Below are 19,228 nucleotides of genomic sequence, written 5' to 3'. Positions count from 1 at the left end.
CCACCTAGTTGTTAGGTGGCATGGTGTTATTGAGCACTGTCATGGAAATGGCTGTGGTTGTTGCAATCATGATTGCCGCTTCCATCTGCTCGATGGATTTGTTGATGGCGACGTCGTATTCGCTCTCGGCTGCAATTTTCTCGATCCGCTTCTCTGCGGTTTCTTTTTTCTCTTCACCGAATACTTCGGCTGTGAGGTTGCATATCTTAATCAGGTTCAACAGGATGCCGGCGAGCGGGTCGGGTGTTTCATTATCGAACACAATCCTTTGAAGCCTGCTCCTGATTTCCTGCTCGACTCTGCCGTCTGCCTCCGGGTGCATTTTCTGGTTGAAGACAAATAGGATTTTCTTGGATTCTTCTTTCAGTATCCCCTTCTCCACTAACGATTGGATGATTTCTTTCTTGATGTTATGCATCTTGAACGGCAGGCGGTCCATCCAATATTCGATCTTCTCCGGCTTCTTGGCATTCTCGATTTCATCGAGGACTGTTTCAAAATAAGGCACGCCTGTCGGTGTGCGGTCGATGACGACCACTTTTTCGTCCTGCAGTTCGATGCGTTCCATCAGTGTCAATTCGGAAAGGATGGCGCCGGTGAAGCCATATTCCATCGAGTCGGCTGTAGATACTTGTGTGCCCTTATCGTCGTCTGTTGCAAGCAGCAGCAGTGCTTCTGCAATTGTAAACATAAGATCTCCTCCTATTTTCAAATTTTATAGAAAGTGGTACATATCCCTTTTCCTACTGTCGAAAATCGGCACTTCCTTGCGGATTTTAGCGACTTCATCGCCATCAACCCTGCCGGTCAATACAGCATCGCCATGGTCTGCCGCTTCATCGATACTCCCTCCGAACGGCCCGATGATCATGGAGCGCCCGGCATATTCCTGAGTGCCGATCTTCCCATGTGTGTCGCAAGCAATGATATACAACTGGTTCTCAATGGCCCGTGCACGAATGAGTGTCTCCCAGTGCGATTTACGCGCCATCGGCCATTCGGCCACGACGAAGATGGACGTGGCGCCTTTTAACGCCAGATCTCTGAACAGTTCGGGGAATCTGAGATCGTAGCAGATGACGATGCCGCATTTGTTGCCATCCAGCATGAACGTCTCCACTTTGTCCTCCCCGGCTGCGAGAAATTCAGGTTCATTGAGCATCGGTACGAGGTGCATCTTCGAATATTCATGCACCAGCGCACCCTTTCGGTCGATGACGAATGCAGTGTTGTAGACCTTATCCGGATCGTCCTTCAAATTGGCGACGGACCCGGCAACAATGTTGACATCATATTCCTGCGCGAGTTCGACAATGACGGACTTCGCCGGTTCGAGGTGGTGGCAGGCGTGCTCCTGTATATTTTCAAGATCATAGCTTGATGTCCACATCTCCGGCAGCACGACCACATCCGTGCCTTTCAGGTTCTCCTTTTCGAATAGCGCCTTTACCCTCTCAAGATTCGCTTCAAGGTCTCCATATACAACCTGATACTGCAGTACTTTTATATTGATAACGATCACTCCCCATATGACTATTGCCGACCCAGTTCGATGTTATAATCCGACACGATTGTATCCCCCGAGTTGATTTGCACACTGACACTGGACTCCGGATCCAGTGCCTCCATCTGTCCATAGTTCCGATATGTGCCGTCGACGTTCCAGTAGATCCGGTGCTCACCGGATTCCCCCATTATCGGCAGACTTTCTGTTGCCAGCCAGTACTTTCCAGATTCGATATGAGTGCCCACCGTATATGTTCCTGCAGGCAGCATGATGCTCCTAGTGGCTGATGCTTCCATCATATCATTTCCAATCTGTGAAATGTCGAGTTCACCATCCCGCGACTTGAACGTCAGAGTGTAGCCCGGTTTCAGATCAAACTGTGCACTTGGTGTCTCTAAGCCGATGGAGATTTCCAGGATTCTGATACCTGCGCCATCTTCAACAACAATGGCACCGGCATTCTCCATCACCGTGCCTCTATATCTCCCTGGCGCGAGGTCCTCACCGACTTTGTATGTACCCGGTTCAAGCGTCATCGTTGCACCGGCACTGCTTTCGACCGTTCCTGACAGCTCACTGCTGTCGACGAAAGGGAAACGCTCTGCAATATCATCTGCAAACAGCAGCTTGTCTTCCTGATAGGCATTGATTGCCGCCTCATTTTTCACGAAAGCCTCTCCGTCATAAGTCTCCGGCATGAGGCCGGTATAGCCGCATCCTGCAAGCCCAAACACCATCAGGAGGATTATTGCCCGCTTCATGATTCCACACCCTTGTAGATGCGAAGGTAATGTTCATACGTGCCGAGCGGACCGAGAATGACGGACTCGGAACCTGCTGCCTGCAGGCTCTTCATCAGTTTCAGCGTGTCTGCGTCCGTTAAGCTTTCTGTCGGTATGCAGATGCGCTGGTGATTCAGATACAGCGTCCCTTCCGGCAGTGCATCGAGGGATCTGTATTGGTCCGGTGCGATATTCCCCTTGATATATGTGTCCTGTGCTTCTTTGCGGTCATACGTGTAGTAGATATCGTTGTTGTTGAGAAAATAGATCTGGTCTGCGTAGTCGTCGAGATTCTCGAGCAGGTGGCTCGCGACGATGATGATCTTGCCTTCTTCCTTCACTTCCTGGAGGATTCTGCTGACGAGCTCGACATTGACCGGATCGAGTCCGTTCATGATCTCATCCATGAACATGATTTTCGTGTCTGCTGCCATCATCATGGCAAAGCACAGTCTCTGCCGCATGCCGAGGGAATAGGAGCTGACCTTGCTACGCACATAGCCCGCCATGTCCAGCCGGTCGACAATGGCATCAATGTCCCCTTTTCCCCCTTTCCAGATGTCCCGGTACATCTCGATATGTTCATAGCCGCTGAAGTTCTCATAGAGTTCGGCCTGGTCCGGGAAGAAGGTGATCTTCTCATGCAGGGCGCGTACATCCTTCGTCGTATTGCGGTAGTTTCTGCCGTCGACCCGTATTTCTCCTTTATTGATCGGAATGAAACGGATGATCGCATTGAAAAGTGTCGTCTTGCCGGTGCCGTTCGGTGCAACCAGACCGATGATGTTGCCGTCCGGTATGCTGAAGTTGATATTCTCAAGAACGACATGGCTGCCGTAGCTGATGCTTAGGTCCTTTATTTCGAGTGGCATCAGTTCTTCCTCCTTTCGAGTCTGCCTGTCCGTGTCGGAATGAGCTTGAAAATGAAATGGAACAGGATTTCAATCAGTATATAGAGCAGTACGATGGCGACGAGCATCTTCGTAATATTGACATCACCGACCTCTGCCCACTCCCCTTCAAGCACCGGCAGCAGCTGCAGGTAAAGGAACGGATTCCAGCTGCCTAGAGGTGATACGACAGTGAATATATACGGAATGAAAAAGATGGCAACTACTATGGTGATGGTCAGATAGATGTTTCTGAACACCCAGCTGAGCCCGGTCGACAACTTGATGATGATGTAGCTCAGTGCCATGGCAAGTGCCAGGGTCATGATGACATACTGCAGTATGCTGATGTATATGGCATTCTCCCCGGCGTACAGCTGCACCGGGTACATGAGTGTACCGGTGTCCGTGGACAGGCGGCTGACGAAGTATGATATGAGAACACCGATGATCAGTGTCGCCCAGATCAGTATCCAGCTGATCACTGTGCGCTGCCGCCACTGGAACTTCCAAGTATAGGGCAGCCCCTGGGTGATGCTCCAGTTGTTCTCCTGGTCCCGGCTGAACCGGTCGGCACCGAATATTGCCGCAATGATGTAGATGAAGACACCTGCGATGATGTTGACCAGTGCATGGAGCACAAGGCTTGGTGACATCGGATTCCAGTCGATGGCGACATCATTTTCATCCAGGTAATTCAAGAACTTGAGCCGGTTGTTTATTTCCGCCTCGCAAGGCATGAAGGAGAGCAGCAGCTCCTGGGATTCGAAATCATCCGCCTTGTAAAAGTAAAGCTGGTTCTCTGCCATTTCGATGCCCTGGTCGACATAGTCGCTGACAATCTCTTCAAGGCCTTCGACTGTGTTCCCTTCCTTCTCCGACAGGATGAACCGCTGCATGCCGAGTATCTGCTGCTGGCGGGCCAGACGGTCGTATATATCCTGGCCGGTCTCTGTTTCAAAATGCGCCTCCGGTATCGCTCGGAAGAGGTTCTGCGTATCCGTATACTGTGCTATCGTCTCATCGACCGGCAGCTGGATGGTCCGGTTCTGATAGAGCGTGGAATAGGTTGCAACGAATAGGAGCAGGGCAGCAAGCAGTATGCGCACTTTCCAGTCGCGTACCACTTTCAATGTTTCCCATCTGAACAGCCGCATCATCCCACCTCCCTTTCAAACTTCTGCCTGTCCATCCACTTCGCCGTCAGCAGCAGCAGGACTTCAAGGATGAGGATCGAAGCAGTCAATACGAGCGTGCCGGTCAGAAAGCTGAATCCATTGGTCATGGCAAGAAAGTTGCGTTCACCGCTCAGCACCTGGCCGAACTCAAAATAGTTGTGCGGAAAATACTGGCTGCTGATACCGAAGATGGTCGCTTCGCCGCCGCCATTGTATATGCGGTTGAAGCCGACGAGCAGGAAGCCGATGATCATGACGACAACGTCATGCCTGAATACGAGCGACAGCCATGCATTCAGACGGACGAAGAGGTAGACAAGGAGCAGGATGAATACTGCGGACATGCCAATGAAGCTACTGATTGACCGAGTTGAGAAATTTACTTGTTCCCCGCGGTAGCCTTCCTGGTAGCCATATGAAGACACGCCGAGGTCGAACGTGCCAAATCCGTAGAGGATGCCTGCCACCAGATAGTAGATAGACAGCAGTGCAGTAAATGCTGTGATCAGTATGATGAAAAGCGATACCGACTGGTACAGGATGTAGCGCCACCAGCCGAACGGCTGACCTGCTTTCAATGTACGGTGCTTCCTGTCGTCGACGAGGATTTCACTGGCGACGAATATGGTCACAAGCAGCAGGATGAGCGGCCCGTTCGTCTTCAGGAAAAGATGCAGCTGCTGGGCCGCTGTCTTCTGGTTATACATATGAAGCGTTGCATCTTCCTGTGCTGCAATGGCCTGAAGCTCCGTATTCACCACGCCGGCGTTGTAGTTTCCAAGGTGTATATCACGGTCGAAGCGTTCACTGGGCGCTTCAGCAAGCGGGGGTGTGAGTGCCGAGTGTGTTGCGAGATCGATGAGCAGCCGGATATTCCCGTTGTCTATCCCACTTTGAAATGCATAATAGCTTTCGTAGGTTTTCTTGGCGAGGCTGTATGTATTCATGCCGGTAAAGCTGTTGACCGCGATATCCCCTTCCTCGAGACGGGATTCCTTCATTCCATACTCGGCACTCAGTTCAAGTGCCAGCGCTTCCCGGTCGATGGTGGTCGGGTGCTCCTTGCTCGGCAGGTAGAGCAGCAGATAGGCGAAAATGCCCAGCAGCGTGAGAACCAGCACCAGCCGGTTCTTTCTGTTTCTCCACGTTCGTTTCAGTGTTTCCCTGAACACAGCAGTAAACATATAGGGTCTCCTCGATTTCCATTTATGGGTTTGATGCTGTATCAGTTTGCGGTGATGGTCTCAAGCTTCTTCATCTGGTTATCAAGCACCTGTTTGACAATCGGTCTGGCCCCTTTTAAAACCAGTGCGTACCGTCTGCTCTCTGCGTCGAAATGGCTTTCCACCTGTACCCTCGTCTCTTCCGGTCCTTCTGGTTCCAGTCTGAATGATGATGTGATGATTCCTTGCTTGAGTGTCGTTTTCACTTCGATGAAGCGGTTCTCTTCATACTCGGTGATGGTCGAACGGAACTGATATGTCTTATTGAGTACTTTCATCATCGTTCTGAACTTCGTGCCCACTGCACGCTTGTCTTTCGTGTTATAGATGTTGCCTGCAAAAATCGGACTCCATTCCTTCAGCTTATCGTCATCGTTGACGACCGCAAATATCTGCTCGGGTGTTCCCTTGATCCGTTCATCATAAGTATAGAGTTTCATGGTTATCTCCCTTTTAAATGCTATGTAATTATTTTCTAAAATTTTAGATATTTGTTAAAAATTATACAGTTTTCTTTTTGAATTTTCAATAATCATTGCGTTATTCCTCATTAAAACGCTATTATTATAATAAAAAGAGGTGGCTGCATGTTGAATATGAGCAGGGATCGGGACATTGCCTACAGTGATATCAAACAACTGTACATGGGCAGTGGGGATACACCGTATGAAAATAGACTCGATGCATTGCATGAAGCCATCATCCGCTCCGATTATCTGGTCACAGCATGGGATGGAGAAATGCTTGTCGGACTGCTCCGCTCTTCCGGAGACATGCAGTTCACTCAAGTCATTGCGGATTTCCTTGTGCATCCGGAGCATCATACGAAAGGCATCGCCTCGAAGCTGATGAATGCCTACATCAAGGACACTGCCGATGTGGAGAAGATCTACCTGTTCATGGACGATGGGCTGGCGAGTGCATTCACCAGAAACTGGCTCGTACATAAAGGATTCCGCATCATCAAGGATGGCGAGGACCTGTGCATCTACCTGAAACGCAATCTGGTCTCATGAACAAGAATAACCTGGAAGCTTCTGCTTCCAGGTTATTTCGTCTATATGAAATAGTTGCCGAGCACACTGTTGACGTCATGGACGACGACGAAGGCCTTCTCATCATACCGTCTGATGAGGCGCTTGAGACGGGTCAGCTGTGATTTATTGATGATGACATAGAGGATATCCTTATCCTCCTGCGTATAGAATCCCCGGCCGTTCATGATGGTTACACCGCGTCTGATTTCGCTGTTGATCATCTTGCCGAGCCGGTCCGGATGATCGGAGATGATGGTGATCGCCTTTTTAGGGTTCATCCCTTCGATGATGAAGTCCATGACCTTCATCGCGATATAGAGCGCAATGACGGTGAGCAGCACCTGCTCGAGTGTCATGACCGTGAGACCGATGGTAATGACGACTAGATCGAAGAACATGAGTGCATAGGATACGTTTACGTCCATGTACTTGTTGACGAGACGGGCAAGAATCGTCGTACCTGCCGTCGTCGCTCCGATGCGGATGATGAGTCCGATGCCGAGCCCGACGAGTGCACCGCCGAAAACAGTGTTGATCAGTATTTCGTCAGTTTCAATGCGCCATGTTTCCGTCAGCCACAGGAAGAACGATGTCAGAAAAACGACGACAATCGTGTAGTACATCGCACGCCTGCTCAGAAACTTGAATCCGACCACAAGAAGTATTCCGTTCAGCACAAAGTTCGACACAGCCGGAGAAATATCGAACGCGTAGTAGAGAATAATTGCAAGGCCAGTGACGCCACCCTCACCCAGATTACCGGCGATCATGAACGAATTGACACCGATGGCAAAAATAAAAGACCCTATGATTACCGTAGCAATATTGATCAGGGTCTGCTGGGTGATTCCGGGACCGAATGCAAGCCTTTTTTTATCAAAGTTGATGTTTTTGAGCCTTTTTCTGATCTGCACAATCATCCGCCTCCTCGTTGTTTTTATTCCACCGATACATGATATACGATAAAGGGAAATTTTTCAACTTGAGCCAGTACACTGACACTATTCCGCATGGCTCTCGGGCACATTGATCCTGATGCATGCCGGCACAAGCTCTATGTTCATGGATTCGAACGGCTGGGCGTCTCCATCGATATCCATCACCTCGAGACGGTCCGTATCAAGCGTCAGTTTCTGTGTCCGCATATAATGGACATTCTTATGCCTGGCAATTGTTCCACGCAGGGCGGCAATGATGATTTCCACAATCTCCATCGGACCGGAAGGCGTGATGTTCAGTATGTGCAGATGATGGTCATCCACCCGCGCTTCCGGCAGCAGGCGCGCGAAACTGCCGACTGAGGAGGTATTCGACACGATGGTCAGTATGGAATCCTCCATCACCTTCTCCTCAGCAGTGTCTATCTCCACCCGGTACTTCTTCATTGTGAACAATGCACGCAGGCTGGCATACAGATAGGCAAAAATGCCAAATCGGTTTTTGACTTTTGAACTGACTTTTGTAAATGATTCCATGAAGTCACCGAGTGCAATGAGATAGGCGGCATGGCGATCATTGAATCTGATGACATCTATATCCATCTCCTTCTGCGGACTGGACAGGTTCTCGATGGCTTCGTTCATATCGAGCGGGAGCCCGAGCGCACGGACATAGTCGTTGACCGTTCCTGCCGGCAGTATCGACAGACTGGAACAAGAGCCGCATTCCACCATGCCGTCGATGATTTCACCGAGCGTGCCATCGCCGCCTGCAGAGACGATCAGATCGGCATAGTCGGAGACCTCTTTGGCGAGATCCTTCGCATCGGACCCATCCGTATACAGCAGCTTCACATCGTATCCCTGTGCATGCAAGTTTCGTAGTACACCATACTCAATCGGCGGCTTTTTCTTCTTACCTGACTTCTTATTGATGATTACAGCAGCTTGTTTCATAAGTCTCCCCCATCGATGAATGTATTTACACCATTCTATAGGAATGGCAGCCGTATGTCGATTAAACCATGCCCCAAATAAAAGACATCCGGCAATGGCCGGATGTCCAAAATATAACTTTATTCTTTACGGAACCGTTAAATCCTAAAGAGATTCTGATACTGTGTTAACTACACTCTGTCGGTATCGTCTGTTCTTCTGCGTGCAGTGGCATCATCGGTTGTTCTGTCATTGACAGTGCCGTCAGTGCGGGTGTTCTCTTCATTTTCAAGAACAGGTCTTGTGCCTGGTGTATCATCTGCTGTTCTGTGCGTTGCCGGGTCAGCAGCCGGCTTGTGATTCACATCATCATGATGCGCTTCACGACGTGCGCCATCATCCGTAATCATGCCGAAGAATTTCAGACAGTAGAGTGCTGCAAGACCGACAAGGATGTAGACGACTTTGGAGAGGATGGCATCCTGTCCTCCAAATATGGAAGCAACGAGATCGAATTCGAACAGTCCGACCAGGAGCCAGTTGAGCCCACCGACAATCAGAAGTACGAGTGCAAGAATATCCAATGCTTTCATGTGCTCTCTCCTTTCTTGTCTTTACTAGTCCTTATGTTCCCTCTATGTGAGCGGGTAAACATGCGCTGTCATGTCTTCGGATATAAAAAATGGTCCCGGATTCGACCGGGACCCCCTTTATGCATCCATTCTATTTTTGTAGACTGTGCCTGCCTTGGCGACAACCTGGATATTATCATTGTCCTTCAGAGCGCCGATGTTCTCGAGTGGATTCTCCTTTGAGAAGATGAAGTCGGCAACGTAGCCTTCCTTGACCAGCCCGATATCCGTATAGCCCATGCATTCCGCCGCCGTCTTTGTGGAAGCGACGATGGCGTCACTCGGCGTCATGCCGCATTCGACCATCAGTTCCAGTTCGCGCAGGTTTGTACCGTGCTTGAACACACCGGCATCCGTACCCATGGCAATCTTGACGCCCGCCTTATAGGCACGTGTGAAGCTTTCCTTGTGGATTTCAATGACTTCCTCGGACTTCTGTACTGCCGTCTTCGACATGCCGAGCTCTTCGGCAAATTCGAGTACCGATACAGGCGCGAGCAGTGTCGGCACGAGGTATGTACCCTGATCCTTCATCATGCCGCACACTTCATCATCGAGGAAGATGCCGTGCTCGATGGAATGGATGCCCGCTTCAATGCACTGTCTGACACCTTCCAGGCCTTGGGCGTGCGCCATCACTTTGACACCATTTCTGAACTTCGCCTCCTCGACAATGACTTTCAGTTCTTCAAGTGAGAACTGGGTGAACTTCGGATGGTCGGTCGGGCTCGATACTCCACCTGTCGCGTGTACTTTGATGATGTCTGCACCGGCCCGGAGCATTTCACGCGTCTTCTTGCGTACTTCCTCCACGCCATCACAGATGCCATGCGGCATGCCCGGATGCGCCTGGATGAGGTCCGTCACGACGCCGGAATAGTTGTAGCCGTCGCCATGCCCCCCTGTGATTGTCAGTGCATTGACACTGATCTGCATGCGCGGCCCTTTGACCAGACCATCCTCGATCGCCTTCTTCAGTCCGAGGTCGCTGCCAAGCGCATCCCTTACCGTCGTCACACCTGCGTTCAGCGTGCGGTTGAGGTATTCCATCGCCGCATAGAAATTGTAGGAGAAAGGTGTCACAAGCCGCTCTTCCACTGGTTTGAATTCCGTCATCATGTGGACGTGCGTATCAATCATGCCCGGGAGCATGTACTGCCCCTGGCCGTCCAGCACTTGTGCATTTTCCGCTTCCGATTCATCTGCACCGATCGTCTTGAAACGTCCGTCTTCAATCAGGACATTCGTGCTGCTGACCAGTTCAGAACCTGTACCATCAATCAGATTGACATTTTTAATGAATAGTTTTTCCATTTTCTCCACTCCTAGTTTGTTTTTAGATCAGACTCATGATGAAGCTTGCGATGAAGACTGAAGCAACTGTAACCGTTACAAATCCACCAATCAGCATTGGTGTCACAAGTTCCTGGAATAGTGCATTTTCATCTTCCAGGTTGTCCGTTTCACTTCTGGCCACTTCCTCACAGATCAGGTAGTCGCCAGGAAAACCGATCAATGCGGTGAGTGCCACCGGAATGCCTTTATATGGGTGCCAGCCGACCAGTTTGGATGCGATGAAGCCACCCGTAATGATCCCGACTATACCGAGCCCAAGAATGGCGCCGACAGCAGGAATGTTCGTCAGCGCGTCATTCGGCGTGATGCCACCCATTGAACCAATAATAACAAATATCAGGGCAACCATCATGAAGCTGAATGAATTGGCGGACTCGAGTGCACTTTTCGGCAGCAGGTTCGTATTCAGGGCAAGAATACCGAACAGCAGGCAGAAGAGTGTATAGTGGATGCCCGTAACGTCTCCGAGAAGGATGCCGAACATGCCGAGGAGGAAGATGACAAACAGCTTGATCGTATTGTTCTTCATCAGACTGAATCGTGACAGTCCCCTCTCCTCCTCGAAACCGACGCTGTCGGATCCCGTCATGCCTTTATTTTTCATATACGCACGACCGTAGCGCTTCATGAAGAATGTGGACAGCGGCATGCCGATGACACCCTGGAATGCCTGTACAAGCACGGGGACGACAATCAGGCTCGTCATTCCAAGGTTCGTCAGCGTTTCATTGGTGATCAGCAGGGCGACGACACCGCCCGATAGCGGACCGATGCCACTTGCAGCCGTAGTAAAGTCGAACATGAGTGTGACGAGTGTAAGCACCAGCGTCAGTGCCCCCACCAGTCCGGATAGTGCGATGATGACGGCACGCCACTGCATTTTCAGAATGGAAAAACGCATGAGCGTACCCATATGTACAATCAGAGGGCCGATCAGTATTGCACCCAGCGCCGGAAGTGTGGAGAGTTCAAGAATATTTTCCGGAAATATTCCTATCCATGTAAGTATCAGAAAGCCAAGCATTGCGGTCAGCAGCATCGGAACTCTGGCCCGGGTCAGGACCGAGAGGAGTTCTCCAAATGCAATCAGCGCAAATATCATGACCGTCGCAACAATGGGTTCTTGCAGCATGATTAATTCCTCCTGGATATTTATGATGTACGTAAGTATACGCCCTGAAGGTCATGAAGGAAAGATGTTTTCTGAAAAAATAGATGATTCTGATAATGAATGCGTTTTCATTAAATAAGGGAGGCACGCAGTGTGCCCCCCTTAAAATATACTCTATTCCTTTGTATCGAAGGTATTCCGGGCAATGCTGAGTGATCGGAGCATTGCGGTCTTCTTGTAGTGGTGATCCTCGAATTTGCCGAGAATGTCGGAAACCACCTGCACACCGTCCGCAATATATTCACCCTTGTTCAGCATGATGCACTCGGTTCTTGAACCGGCGACAACGTCTGATATTTCAGAGCGTGTCGGTATGCCTGTCTTCACCAGCGATTCGACGACCTGCGTCGCCCAGATGACCGGCACATGTGCCGCTTCACAGATCCATAGCACCTCTTCCTGTATTTCCGACAGCCGCTCGTAGCCGATTTCAACAGCCAGATCACCACGTGCCAGCATGACACCGAACGGCCGTGCACCGGCTGCACGCTGGATGATATCCGGCAGGTTCCTGATGCCTTCAGGCGTTTCGATCTTTGCGATGATCGGCATATCCTGCTTCTCTTTGGTGAGCCGTTCTCCGAGTGCCGATTCTATCATGTCGATATCCTCCATATCCTTGATGAAGGAAAATGCGATAGCGTCCGCATGCTGTGCCGCGAAGTCGAGGTCCTTATAATCCTTTTCCGTCAGAACTGGCAGCTTGAAATCAAGATCAGGCAAGTTGATGCCCTTTTCGGTCTTGACCTTCACTCCGCCTTCCTTCACCGTGCGGGTGACTTCGCATATGACGCCCTGATCGACCCTTTCCTGTGCTTTTGCTTCAATATGGCCGTCATCCATCTTGATGTTCTGCCCGACTTCGACTTTACCGATCATCTCCGGCACGGAAGTATTGAGTGCAATCTCGATGTCTTTCGGCAGTGTCATCGATGTATCGCCTGAGAGCAGAAACCGTTCGCCGACATCAAGCTTCGGGCTGCGTTTTGATGTCAGAAGGTGCATGGTTCTTATTTTCGGTCCGCTGATATCCATCAGAATCCGGCAGGCCAGCCCGGTTTCATCCGCCGCCTTCCTGATGTTTTCGATCATGGCGGACCATACCGATGCATCATCATGCGCGCAGTTGATGCGTGCCATGTTCATGCCCGACTCCACCAGCTGCCTGACCAATTTATAGTTCTGCCCCGCTTCAGACGGCATCGTCACAAGTACGCGTGTATCCCGCTCTTCATGGGCGGGCCCGAAAATCTCATCCGAATTTTTTCTGAGTGCCTGGTTACGCTCGAGAAAAGAATCGGAGGAGCGGTAGTCGATATCCCCGACGTCTGCGTCTGCAATATAGCCGAGCGTGCGGACGACCGCATTCAGTGTGCCCATCACGTCCGCTTCCAGGCGGCCGAGTGATGACAGCCCCCATGGAATGAGCTTTTCCTGCAAAGCCCGCATATCTTTTCTGCGAAATGCCATATAGTAGGCCAGATTTCTGGCACTGTTACTGTACGCTTCCCTTATGCCGTCCCTGTTCCATTCACTGAAGAGGTCGTCCCCCTCATGTCTGACCGATGCCCGGACATCCATGACTTCATCGAGCAGCGGCTGTGCGTTCTTCCTGTCCATCCGTTTCACCTCATTTGCATGATTTCTTCATAGTATAGTAGTCTATACCCGCTCAACGGAAATCTACCATGATAAAAAAGCGCCCTCGGACCATGAAAGGTCCGAAAGCGCCGAATTTTACATCCCCAGTCTGAACATCAGGTGCAGGGCTTCAAGGTAGCCGATATGAAGGATCGCCCACAGTGTGAATCCGATGTAGCCATAGAGTTCAAGATCCTGGACCGAAAGTGCCGACAGTATGAAATAGAGCAGTGTCGTCACTGCTCCGACCGTCACCATGCCGGGCATATAGAGGCTTTTCTTGTAGACGTACAACCATTTGAGCACCGTGGCCAGAATGACGGATACTGCCAGATGAAGCAATACCTCAAGAACGATGCCAAAGCTGCCGCCATAGACAAAATCCACATTCAGAAGCAGTGTCGCAAGTTCCATCTCTGCTGCAAATTCAACATACGCGCATACCAGTAAAAGCAGCATGCCGGAAATGACGCCGGTCACAAGACCGGATGTTATAATTTTTCCCATGGTCGCTATCCTTTAGCAATGATTATTTCCGTTATTTTCACACTTCCATTATAGCATATGGCATTTCTGAATTTAAGTCTGTTAAAAATGCATGAATGCATATATGATAAGTGTCAGGTCAAAGGAGGGTCCCAATGCAAATTCTATCATTTGAAGAGGAAGCCAGGCATCTCGGCTTCATCACAGATTTCCTGAAAGTATTCAGAGCCGATCTCGAGATGAGACAGGGCCGCACCGCAGAGGGCATCGTCGGCACAAGATACGAGATCAACGAAAACATCTCGAATGCCATCGACTTTGAAGACGGCAACGTCATGGAATTCGTGCAGATGCTGCCGGAGATCAGAACGACTGAAATGAACTTCAACTATATTCATACAATGCTCGAACGGACGAAACGCATGATTCCAAAGCCGTATTTCGGCAAGATCACTGTCGATGGCGAAGCGATCTATATCGGTACCGGCACAATCAAGAACAAGGATAATGACATCCTGATCTATGACTGGCGGACCCCTGTTGCGAGCCTGTTCTATGAGAACCGGACCGGTGATCTGTCATATATCATCCCTGACGGCAGCAGAATCGATGCCACCGTCGAACAGAGGCGGCAGTTCATCATCGAAGACGGCACGCTCGTCAACATGTTCGACAGCGACATGTATATCGGTGATGAAATTCTCCAGAACATGATCACCGACTCATCACAGTCCCGGCTGAAGAATATCGTTTCGACCATCCAGCAGGAGCAGAATGACATCATACGGCTGCCCCTCTCTAGGGACACCCTTGTATACGGTCCACCGGGCAGCGGGAAGACATCCCTTGCGATGCAGCGGATCGCCTACCTTCTGTACCAGCACAAGAACACGCTCAACCCTGAAAATATACTGCTCGTATCCCCCAATGAAGTATTCAACGACTACTTGTCGGACGTACTGCCGGAGCTCGGCGAGAACCATGTCAAAAATACGACATTCTATCGTCTGCTGTCGCGCTTCCCCTACTTCAAAGGCAGAAACTTCGAGCACGTCTATGAGAACATACGCCGCCTGAGGGAGAGCGACTCCGGTCACGCCATATACGAATATAAAAATTCAATCGACTACTTCAGCACCCTTCATCAGTTCATCCAGTCGCTCGGTGAAGCGGGCATGGAATTCAGAAACCTCGTCGGAGAGAATGGCATGTTCTATACAAAGGAGGGGCTTGCCCACATCTTCTACAATGAACTCTCCGCCCATCCGGTCCGCAGAAGGCTCGCCAAGATGCAGGAGCGTCTGCTGTCCCGCTACACCGAGGAAATCAGAAGGCTGACGGAGGAACGGTTCAAAGCACTGCATGAGACAAACACGTACATCGGGGAAGAGAACGAACTGAAGAAGGAAGCACATGAATATGCGAAAAAGCAGCTTAGAGTGGTCCACCGTCAGATCTCACTCTTCCGTTTCGTCCATTTCGAGAAGCTGTACCTGAATTCGATTGGCGACAGGAAGTTCCGCAACCAGACGGTGCGTTCGATCAAGGAGAACGACTTTAAATATGAAGATATTGCACCGCTTCTATATCTCTATATCCATGTGCTCGGCAGGACGGACAGGCAGATCCAGCACGTGCTCATCGACGAAGTGCAGGATTATTCCAATATCCAGTACTATGTGATGCGCCATTTCTACCAGAAGGCGACATTCACAAGCCTCGGAGACCCGAATCAGCAGATCCATCCGGGGAGGAAGGACCCGCTCATCGCACGTGACCATACGGAGAAGAGATTGGAACAGTCGTACCGTTCCACCAACCAGATCAACGCTTTTCTGAACAGCATCATCCCAGGGTCCATAAAATCCGTATCGGTCGATGGGGATGAGGTGCAGAAGATACGTACAGATGACGAAATCGAATACGTCAAGGCACTGCTCCGTAATGATGAGCATCCGCAGGTGGCCATCATTACACCGACGCGGGCAGCAGCAGACGCCTACTACAAGGCGCTGGAATCGGAATTCCCGCAGATCAAGAACCTCGGGGAGACGGATACACTCTACAACCAGTCGTTCATTGTCCTGCCCTACTATCTGTCGAAAGGGTTCGAATACAATACGGTCATCCTGACCAGCGCGCATGATTATGCGGATTCAAAGCATATCCTCTATGTACTCGCATCCCGCGCTACACGGCATCTCCATCTGCTGAATCCGGAAAGTTAGAAATATCCAATATATCCTACTTTACAAGTATGTTTTAATCCATTATAATAGTTCTACTTGATTACAAATTCAAAGGAGATAACATAATGGATGCATTACTTGTCATAATCAACCTCATTGCATTCCTGCTGCTGATCGGTGCACTCGTTGTGCTGAAGCGCCGGAATGTGAAATTTTCCTACCGTGTAATGATCGGGCTGCTGATCGGGCTCGTATTCGGTGCAGCACTGCAGCTCATCTACGGCGTTGAAAACACCGTCATTACAACTACGATGGACTGGGTCGCCATCGTCGGCAGCGGATTCGTCAGACTGCTGCAGATGATCGTCATGCCGCTGATCTTCATCTCGATCCTGAGTGCTTTTGCGAAAATGGACATCCAGGAGAAATTCCTGAAATCCGGTCTCAAGATCATCGGTATCCTGCTCGGCACAACAGCCATCGCCGCTGCGATCGGCATCACTACAGCACTCGTCTTCAATCTGGATGCTTCCAGCCTGAACCTGGGTGAAGCGGAAAACGAACGTGCACTGTCACTGGAAAGCACTGCTTCCGAAGTACAGGATCAGACACTGCCACAGCAGCTCGTTTCCCTGCTGCCGGCCAATCCGTTCCTTGACTTCACCGGAGATCGTGCAACTTCCACAATTGCTGTCGTATTCTTCGCCATATTCCTTGGCGTAAGCTTCGTCCGTCTCATGCAACGCAACCCGGAAAGTGGCGACAAGATCAGACAGGGTCTCATTGCCCTGAACGACTGGGTCATGCAGCTTGTCAAACTGGTACTGGCTCTGACACCATATGGTATCCTTGCCATCATGACATCCACCGTCGCAACAAGTGATTTCCAGGCCATCTACGATCTTGGACTGTTCGTCATTGCTTCCTACGCAGCACTGATCACGATGTACATCATCCACCTGCTGCTGATCTCACTCACGGGACTGAATCCGGTGCAGTACTTCAAGAAAACATCCGAAGCACTGCTGTTTGCCTTCACTTCCCGCTCGAGTGCAGGTACACTGCCACTCAACATACAGACGCAGCGTACTAGACTTGGCATTCCTGCAAGCATCGCCAACTTCTCAGGCAGCTTCGGGCTGTCCATCGGACAGAACGGCTGCGCAGGCATCTACCCGGCAATGCTCGGCATCATGATTGCCCCGGCCGCCGGTGTTGAAATCAACGCGCAGTTCATCCTGACACTGATCGCTGTGACCGTCATTGCTTCACTCGGTATTGCAGGTGTTGGTGGCGGTGCAACATTTGCAGCCATCATCGTCCTGTCCGCGATGAATCTGCCGGTCGCACTGGCCGCTGTCCTCATCTCCATCGAACCACTGATCGACATGGGCAGAACCGCACTCAATGTCAACGGTTCAATGACAGCAGGCACCATTACTGCCAAAACGAACGGCACACTGGACAAGAGCGTATATAATGATGAAAACTATGGTGAGCTTGCAGCAGAAGCATAATATCAGCCGGTACCCTTATGGTACCGGTTTTTCTTTTGAAATTTTTTAATCTTTAATTTCAAAAAATATTACTTCTAATTTGTGATTGTATTACAGAAGAAACACTTCTTTGACATAGCCGCCTTCCCCTATCCCCCTACCGTCTCCACTGAGAAGAAGATTCAACCGCAATGATACCAACGATATGGCTTATGTTCACTTTTTATCAAAAGTATCCTTAATCCTTGCTGCTCCTCCATTTTAATGCGTTATGCATTGAACACTTAAAAATAAATTACTGATTATTACTACTTCTCCATAGCATTTCACTTCTTCTTTGATATAATGTAGTCATAAATGAATATTCACAATATTATATATGAACGGGGGATGTAGCATGAAGAAATATTTACTGCTTATTGTCATGTCGATACTACTGCTGAGCGCCTGTGGTGGTTTTCAGATTGGAGGCGGTTCTGAGGAGCCGGCTTCTACGGAGACCGACAATGCTTCAGGGGATACTGCTGACAGCGGCTCCGAAGCATCTGGAAGCGGAGAAAAGATTACACTTGATTTCTGGACTTTCTGGGGCTCAGAACAAAGACGCCCAATCGTCGATCAGATCATAGAGGACTTCAATAATTCCCAGGAGGAAATAGAAGTCCAGCATACTTACGTGCCTTGGGGAGACATCTGGACGAAGAACCTTGCGGCCATTGCTGCAGGAGATCCGCCCGATGTCATCATCAACGACATCAACACGGTGAAGCTGAGAGCCCAGGAAGGACAGATGGAGCCACTCACAGAATTCGTCGATGAAGAGGTGCAGAACCGCTTCTACGATCAGATGGCGGAAGCGACGATGTTCGACGGCGAAATGTATGCCCTGCCTTTCAACACCGACACGCAGATTCTTTTCTACAACAAGGATCTGTTCGAAGAGGCGGGACTGGATCCTGAAGACCCACCATCCACGTGGGCAGAGATGGAAGAATATGCTGCTGCACTTGATGTGCAGGAAGGGGAAAGCTACGAAACCATCGGATTCTACCCGCTTATCGGCCCGGGTTCCGATCTATGGATGCTGAATGCCCTGGGTGAAAACTACATCGATGAGGAAGGCAATGTATCCATCGATACCGAGCCTGTCCACGATACATTCAACTGGATACTCGAACAGAAGAATAAATACGGCGAAAATACGATCACGTCCATCAATTCGCAGTTTGAAAATGCCCAGCAGGATCCATTCATGGCGGGCAATATCGCGATGATGGTGCAGAATGCCAACTACTATGTACAGCTCAGGGACTTCGGGCAGGATCTGAACTTCGGAGTGGCACCACTGCCTGAGAAGGAAGAAGGCAATGGTCATACATCATGGGGTGGCGGATTTGTAGCTGAAGTGCCGAGCGGCGCCAAAAATCCGGAAGCTTCCTACCAGTTCATCGAATTCCTGACAAACCATGATACACAGCTCTACTGGGCGGAAAACAACTTCGACCTTGTCGCCAACCAGGAAGCTGCCATGGCTGCAGCTGAAAGCGAAGAATTCAGTGAAGCCGGCCAGGAAGTCTATTCACTTATGGTCGAGAACATGGATAATACACTGCTGACACCACAGCCGCTCGTTGCACCGGATTACGCCAGCACCATCAACCCGACCTTCGAATCCATCATCAGTGAAGACACCACAGTCGAAGCAGGACTCGAAAAGGCGCAGTCCGACCTTGAACGCATAGTCGAAAACAACAGATAGGTGATTT

18 protein-coding genes are annotated in these 19,228 nt (G+C 50.2%); 4 read left to right on the top strand and 14 right to left on the bottom strand.

Annotation, left to right across the window (positions count from 1 at the left end):
* Positions 1–4: 4 nt before the first annotated feature.
* Genes J4760_RS11820 through J4760_RS11790 form a run of 7 tightly spaced genes read right to left on the bottom strand, consistent with a single transcriptional unit; the run spans position 5 to position 6,020 of the window.
* On the bottom strand, positions 5–691 hold the full coding sequence (locus J4760_RS11820; protein WP_237605830.1) for a GOLPH3/VPS74 family protein: 687 nt from the start codon (positions 689–691) through the stop codon (positions 5–7).
* Positions 692–715: 24 nt separating this feature from the next.
* On the bottom strand, positions 716–1,522 hold the full coding sequence (locus tag J4760_RS11815) for a carbon-nitrogen family hydrolase (protein WP_237605829.1): 807 nt from the start codon (positions 1,520–1,522) through the stop codon (positions 716–718).
* 11 nt (positions 1,523–1,533) lie between these two features.
* Positions 1,534–2,268 (bottom strand): hypothetical protein, encoded by a 735-nt coding sequence (locus J4760_RS11810; protein WP_237605828.1) that lies wholly within the window; start codon positions 2,266–2,268, stop codon positions 1,534–1,536.
* On the bottom strand, positions 2,265–3,161 hold the full coding sequence (locus tag J4760_RS11805) for an ABC transporter ATP-binding protein (protein ID WP_237605827.1): 897 nt from the start codon (positions 3,159–3,161) through the stop codon (positions 2,265–2,267). Before J4760_RS11805 ends, J4760_RS11810 begins: the two co-directional genes overlap by 4 nt.
* Positions 3,161–4,336, bottom strand: coding sequence for a G-protein coupled receptor family protein (locus tag J4760_RS11800; RefSeq protein ID WP_237605826.1), 1,176 nt, complete (start codon positions 4,334–4,336; stop codon positions 3,161–3,163). The genes J4760_RS11805 and J4760_RS11800 overlap by 1 nt, the downstream gene beginning before the upstream one ends.
* Positions 4,336–5,541 (bottom strand): hypothetical protein, encoded by a 1,206-nt coding sequence (locus J4760_RS11795; protein ID WP_237605825.1) that lies wholly within the window; start codon positions 5,539–5,541, stop codon positions 4,336–4,338. The genes J4760_RS11800 and J4760_RS11795 overlap by 1 nt, the downstream gene beginning before the upstream one ends.
* Positions 5,542–5,582: 41 nt before the next feature.
* Positions 5,583–6,020 (bottom strand): SRPBCC family protein, encoded by a 438-nt coding sequence (locus J4760_RS11790; protein ID WP_237605824.1) that lies wholly within the window; start codon positions 6,018–6,020, stop codon positions 5,583–5,585.
* 147 nt (positions 6,021–6,167) lie between these two features.
* Between J4760_RS11790 and J4760_RS11785 the strand changes: the two genes are divergently transcribed.
* Positions 6,168–6,596, top strand: coding sequence for a GNAT family N-acetyltransferase (locus J4760_RS11785; protein WP_145288835.1), 429 nt, complete (start codon positions 6,168–6,170; stop codon positions 6,594–6,596).
* Between the two features lie 41 nt (positions 6,597–6,637).
* On the opposite strand, the gene J4760_RS11780 is transcribed toward J4760_RS11785, so the two are convergent.
* From J4760_RS11780 to J4760_RS11750, 7 genes are all read right to left on the bottom strand, one after another.
* A complete protein-coding gene (locus tag J4760_RS11780) occupies positions 6,638–7,531 on the bottom strand; it encodes a YitT family protein (RefSeq protein ID WP_237605823.1) in 894 nt (297 codons plus the stop codon).
* An 87-nt stretch (positions 7,532–7,618) separates the two neighbouring features.
* Complete coding sequence (locus J4760_RS11775; RefSeq protein WP_237605822.1) at positions 7,619–8,512, bottom strand: diacylglycerol/lipid kinase family protein; 894 nt, start codon at positions 8,510–8,512, stop codon at positions 7,619–7,621.
* 170 nt (positions 8,513–8,682) lie between these two features.
* Entirely contained in the window at positions 8,683–9,084 is a 402-nt protein-coding gene (locus J4760_RS13335) for a DUF378 domain-containing protein (protein ID WP_145288844.1), read from the bottom strand.
* Between the two features lie 117 nt (positions 9,085–9,201).
* Positions 9,202–10,437, bottom strand: a complete 1,236-nt coding sequence (locus tag J4760_RS11765; protein WP_145288847.1) for a metal-dependent hydrolase family protein — start codon at positions 10,435–10,437, stop codon at positions 9,202–9,204.
* A gap of 22 nt (positions 10,438–10,459) precedes the next feature.
* Positions 10,460–11,611, bottom strand: coding sequence for a hypothetical protein (locus tag J4760_RS11760; protein ID WP_237605821.1), 1,152 nt, complete (start codon positions 11,609–11,611; stop codon positions 10,460–10,462).
* 153 nt (positions 11,612–11,764) lie between these two features.
* Positions 11,765–13,270 carry a pyruvate kinase gene (locus tag J4760_RS11755; protein WP_237605820.1) on the bottom strand — a complete coding sequence of 502 codons (1,506 nt, stop codon included), beginning with the start codon at positions 13,268–13,270 and terminating at the stop codon, positions 11,765–11,767.
* A gap of 117 nt (positions 13,271–13,387) precedes the next feature.
* Positions 13,388–13,798 carry a hypothetical protein gene (locus J4760_RS11750; protein WP_237605819.1) on the bottom strand — a complete coding sequence of 137 codons (411 nt, stop codon included), beginning with the start codon at positions 13,796–13,798 and terminating at the stop codon, positions 13,388–13,390.
* A 134-nt stretch (positions 13,799–13,932) separates the two neighbouring features.
* Between J4760_RS11750 and J4760_RS11745 the strand changes: the two genes are divergently transcribed.
* The 3 genes from J4760_RS11745 to J4760_RS11735 all read left to right on the top strand — a co-directional run bounded on the left by J4760_RS11745 (position 13,933) and on the right by J4760_RS11735 (position 19,221).
* Positions 13,933–16,005 carry a HelD family protein gene (locus J4760_RS11745; RefSeq protein ID WP_237605818.1) on the top strand — a complete coding sequence of 691 codons (2,073 nt, stop codon included), beginning with the start codon at positions 13,933–13,935 and terminating at the stop codon, positions 16,003–16,005.
* Between the two features lie 86 nt (positions 16,006–16,091).
* Complete coding sequence (locus J4760_RS11740) at positions 16,092–17,483, top strand: L-cystine transporter (RefSeq protein ID WP_237605817.1); 1,392 nt, start codon at positions 16,092–16,094, stop codon at positions 17,481–17,483.
* Positions 17,484–17,859: 376 nt separating this feature from the next.
* Positions 17,860–19,221 (top strand): ABC transporter substrate-binding protein, encoded by a 1,362-nt coding sequence (locus J4760_RS11735; protein WP_237605816.1) that lies wholly within the window; start codon positions 17,860–17,862, stop codon positions 19,219–19,221.
* Positions 19,222–19,228 lie beyond the last annotated feature (7 nt).

This window comes from Salinicoccus sp. ID82-1, assembly GCF_021991715.1.
GTDB classification, from domain to species: Bacteria; Bacillota; Bacilli; order Staphylococcales; family Salinicoccaceae; genus Salinicoccus; species Salinicoccus cyprini.
This window is presented reverse-complemented; position numbering and strand designations above follow the sequence as displayed.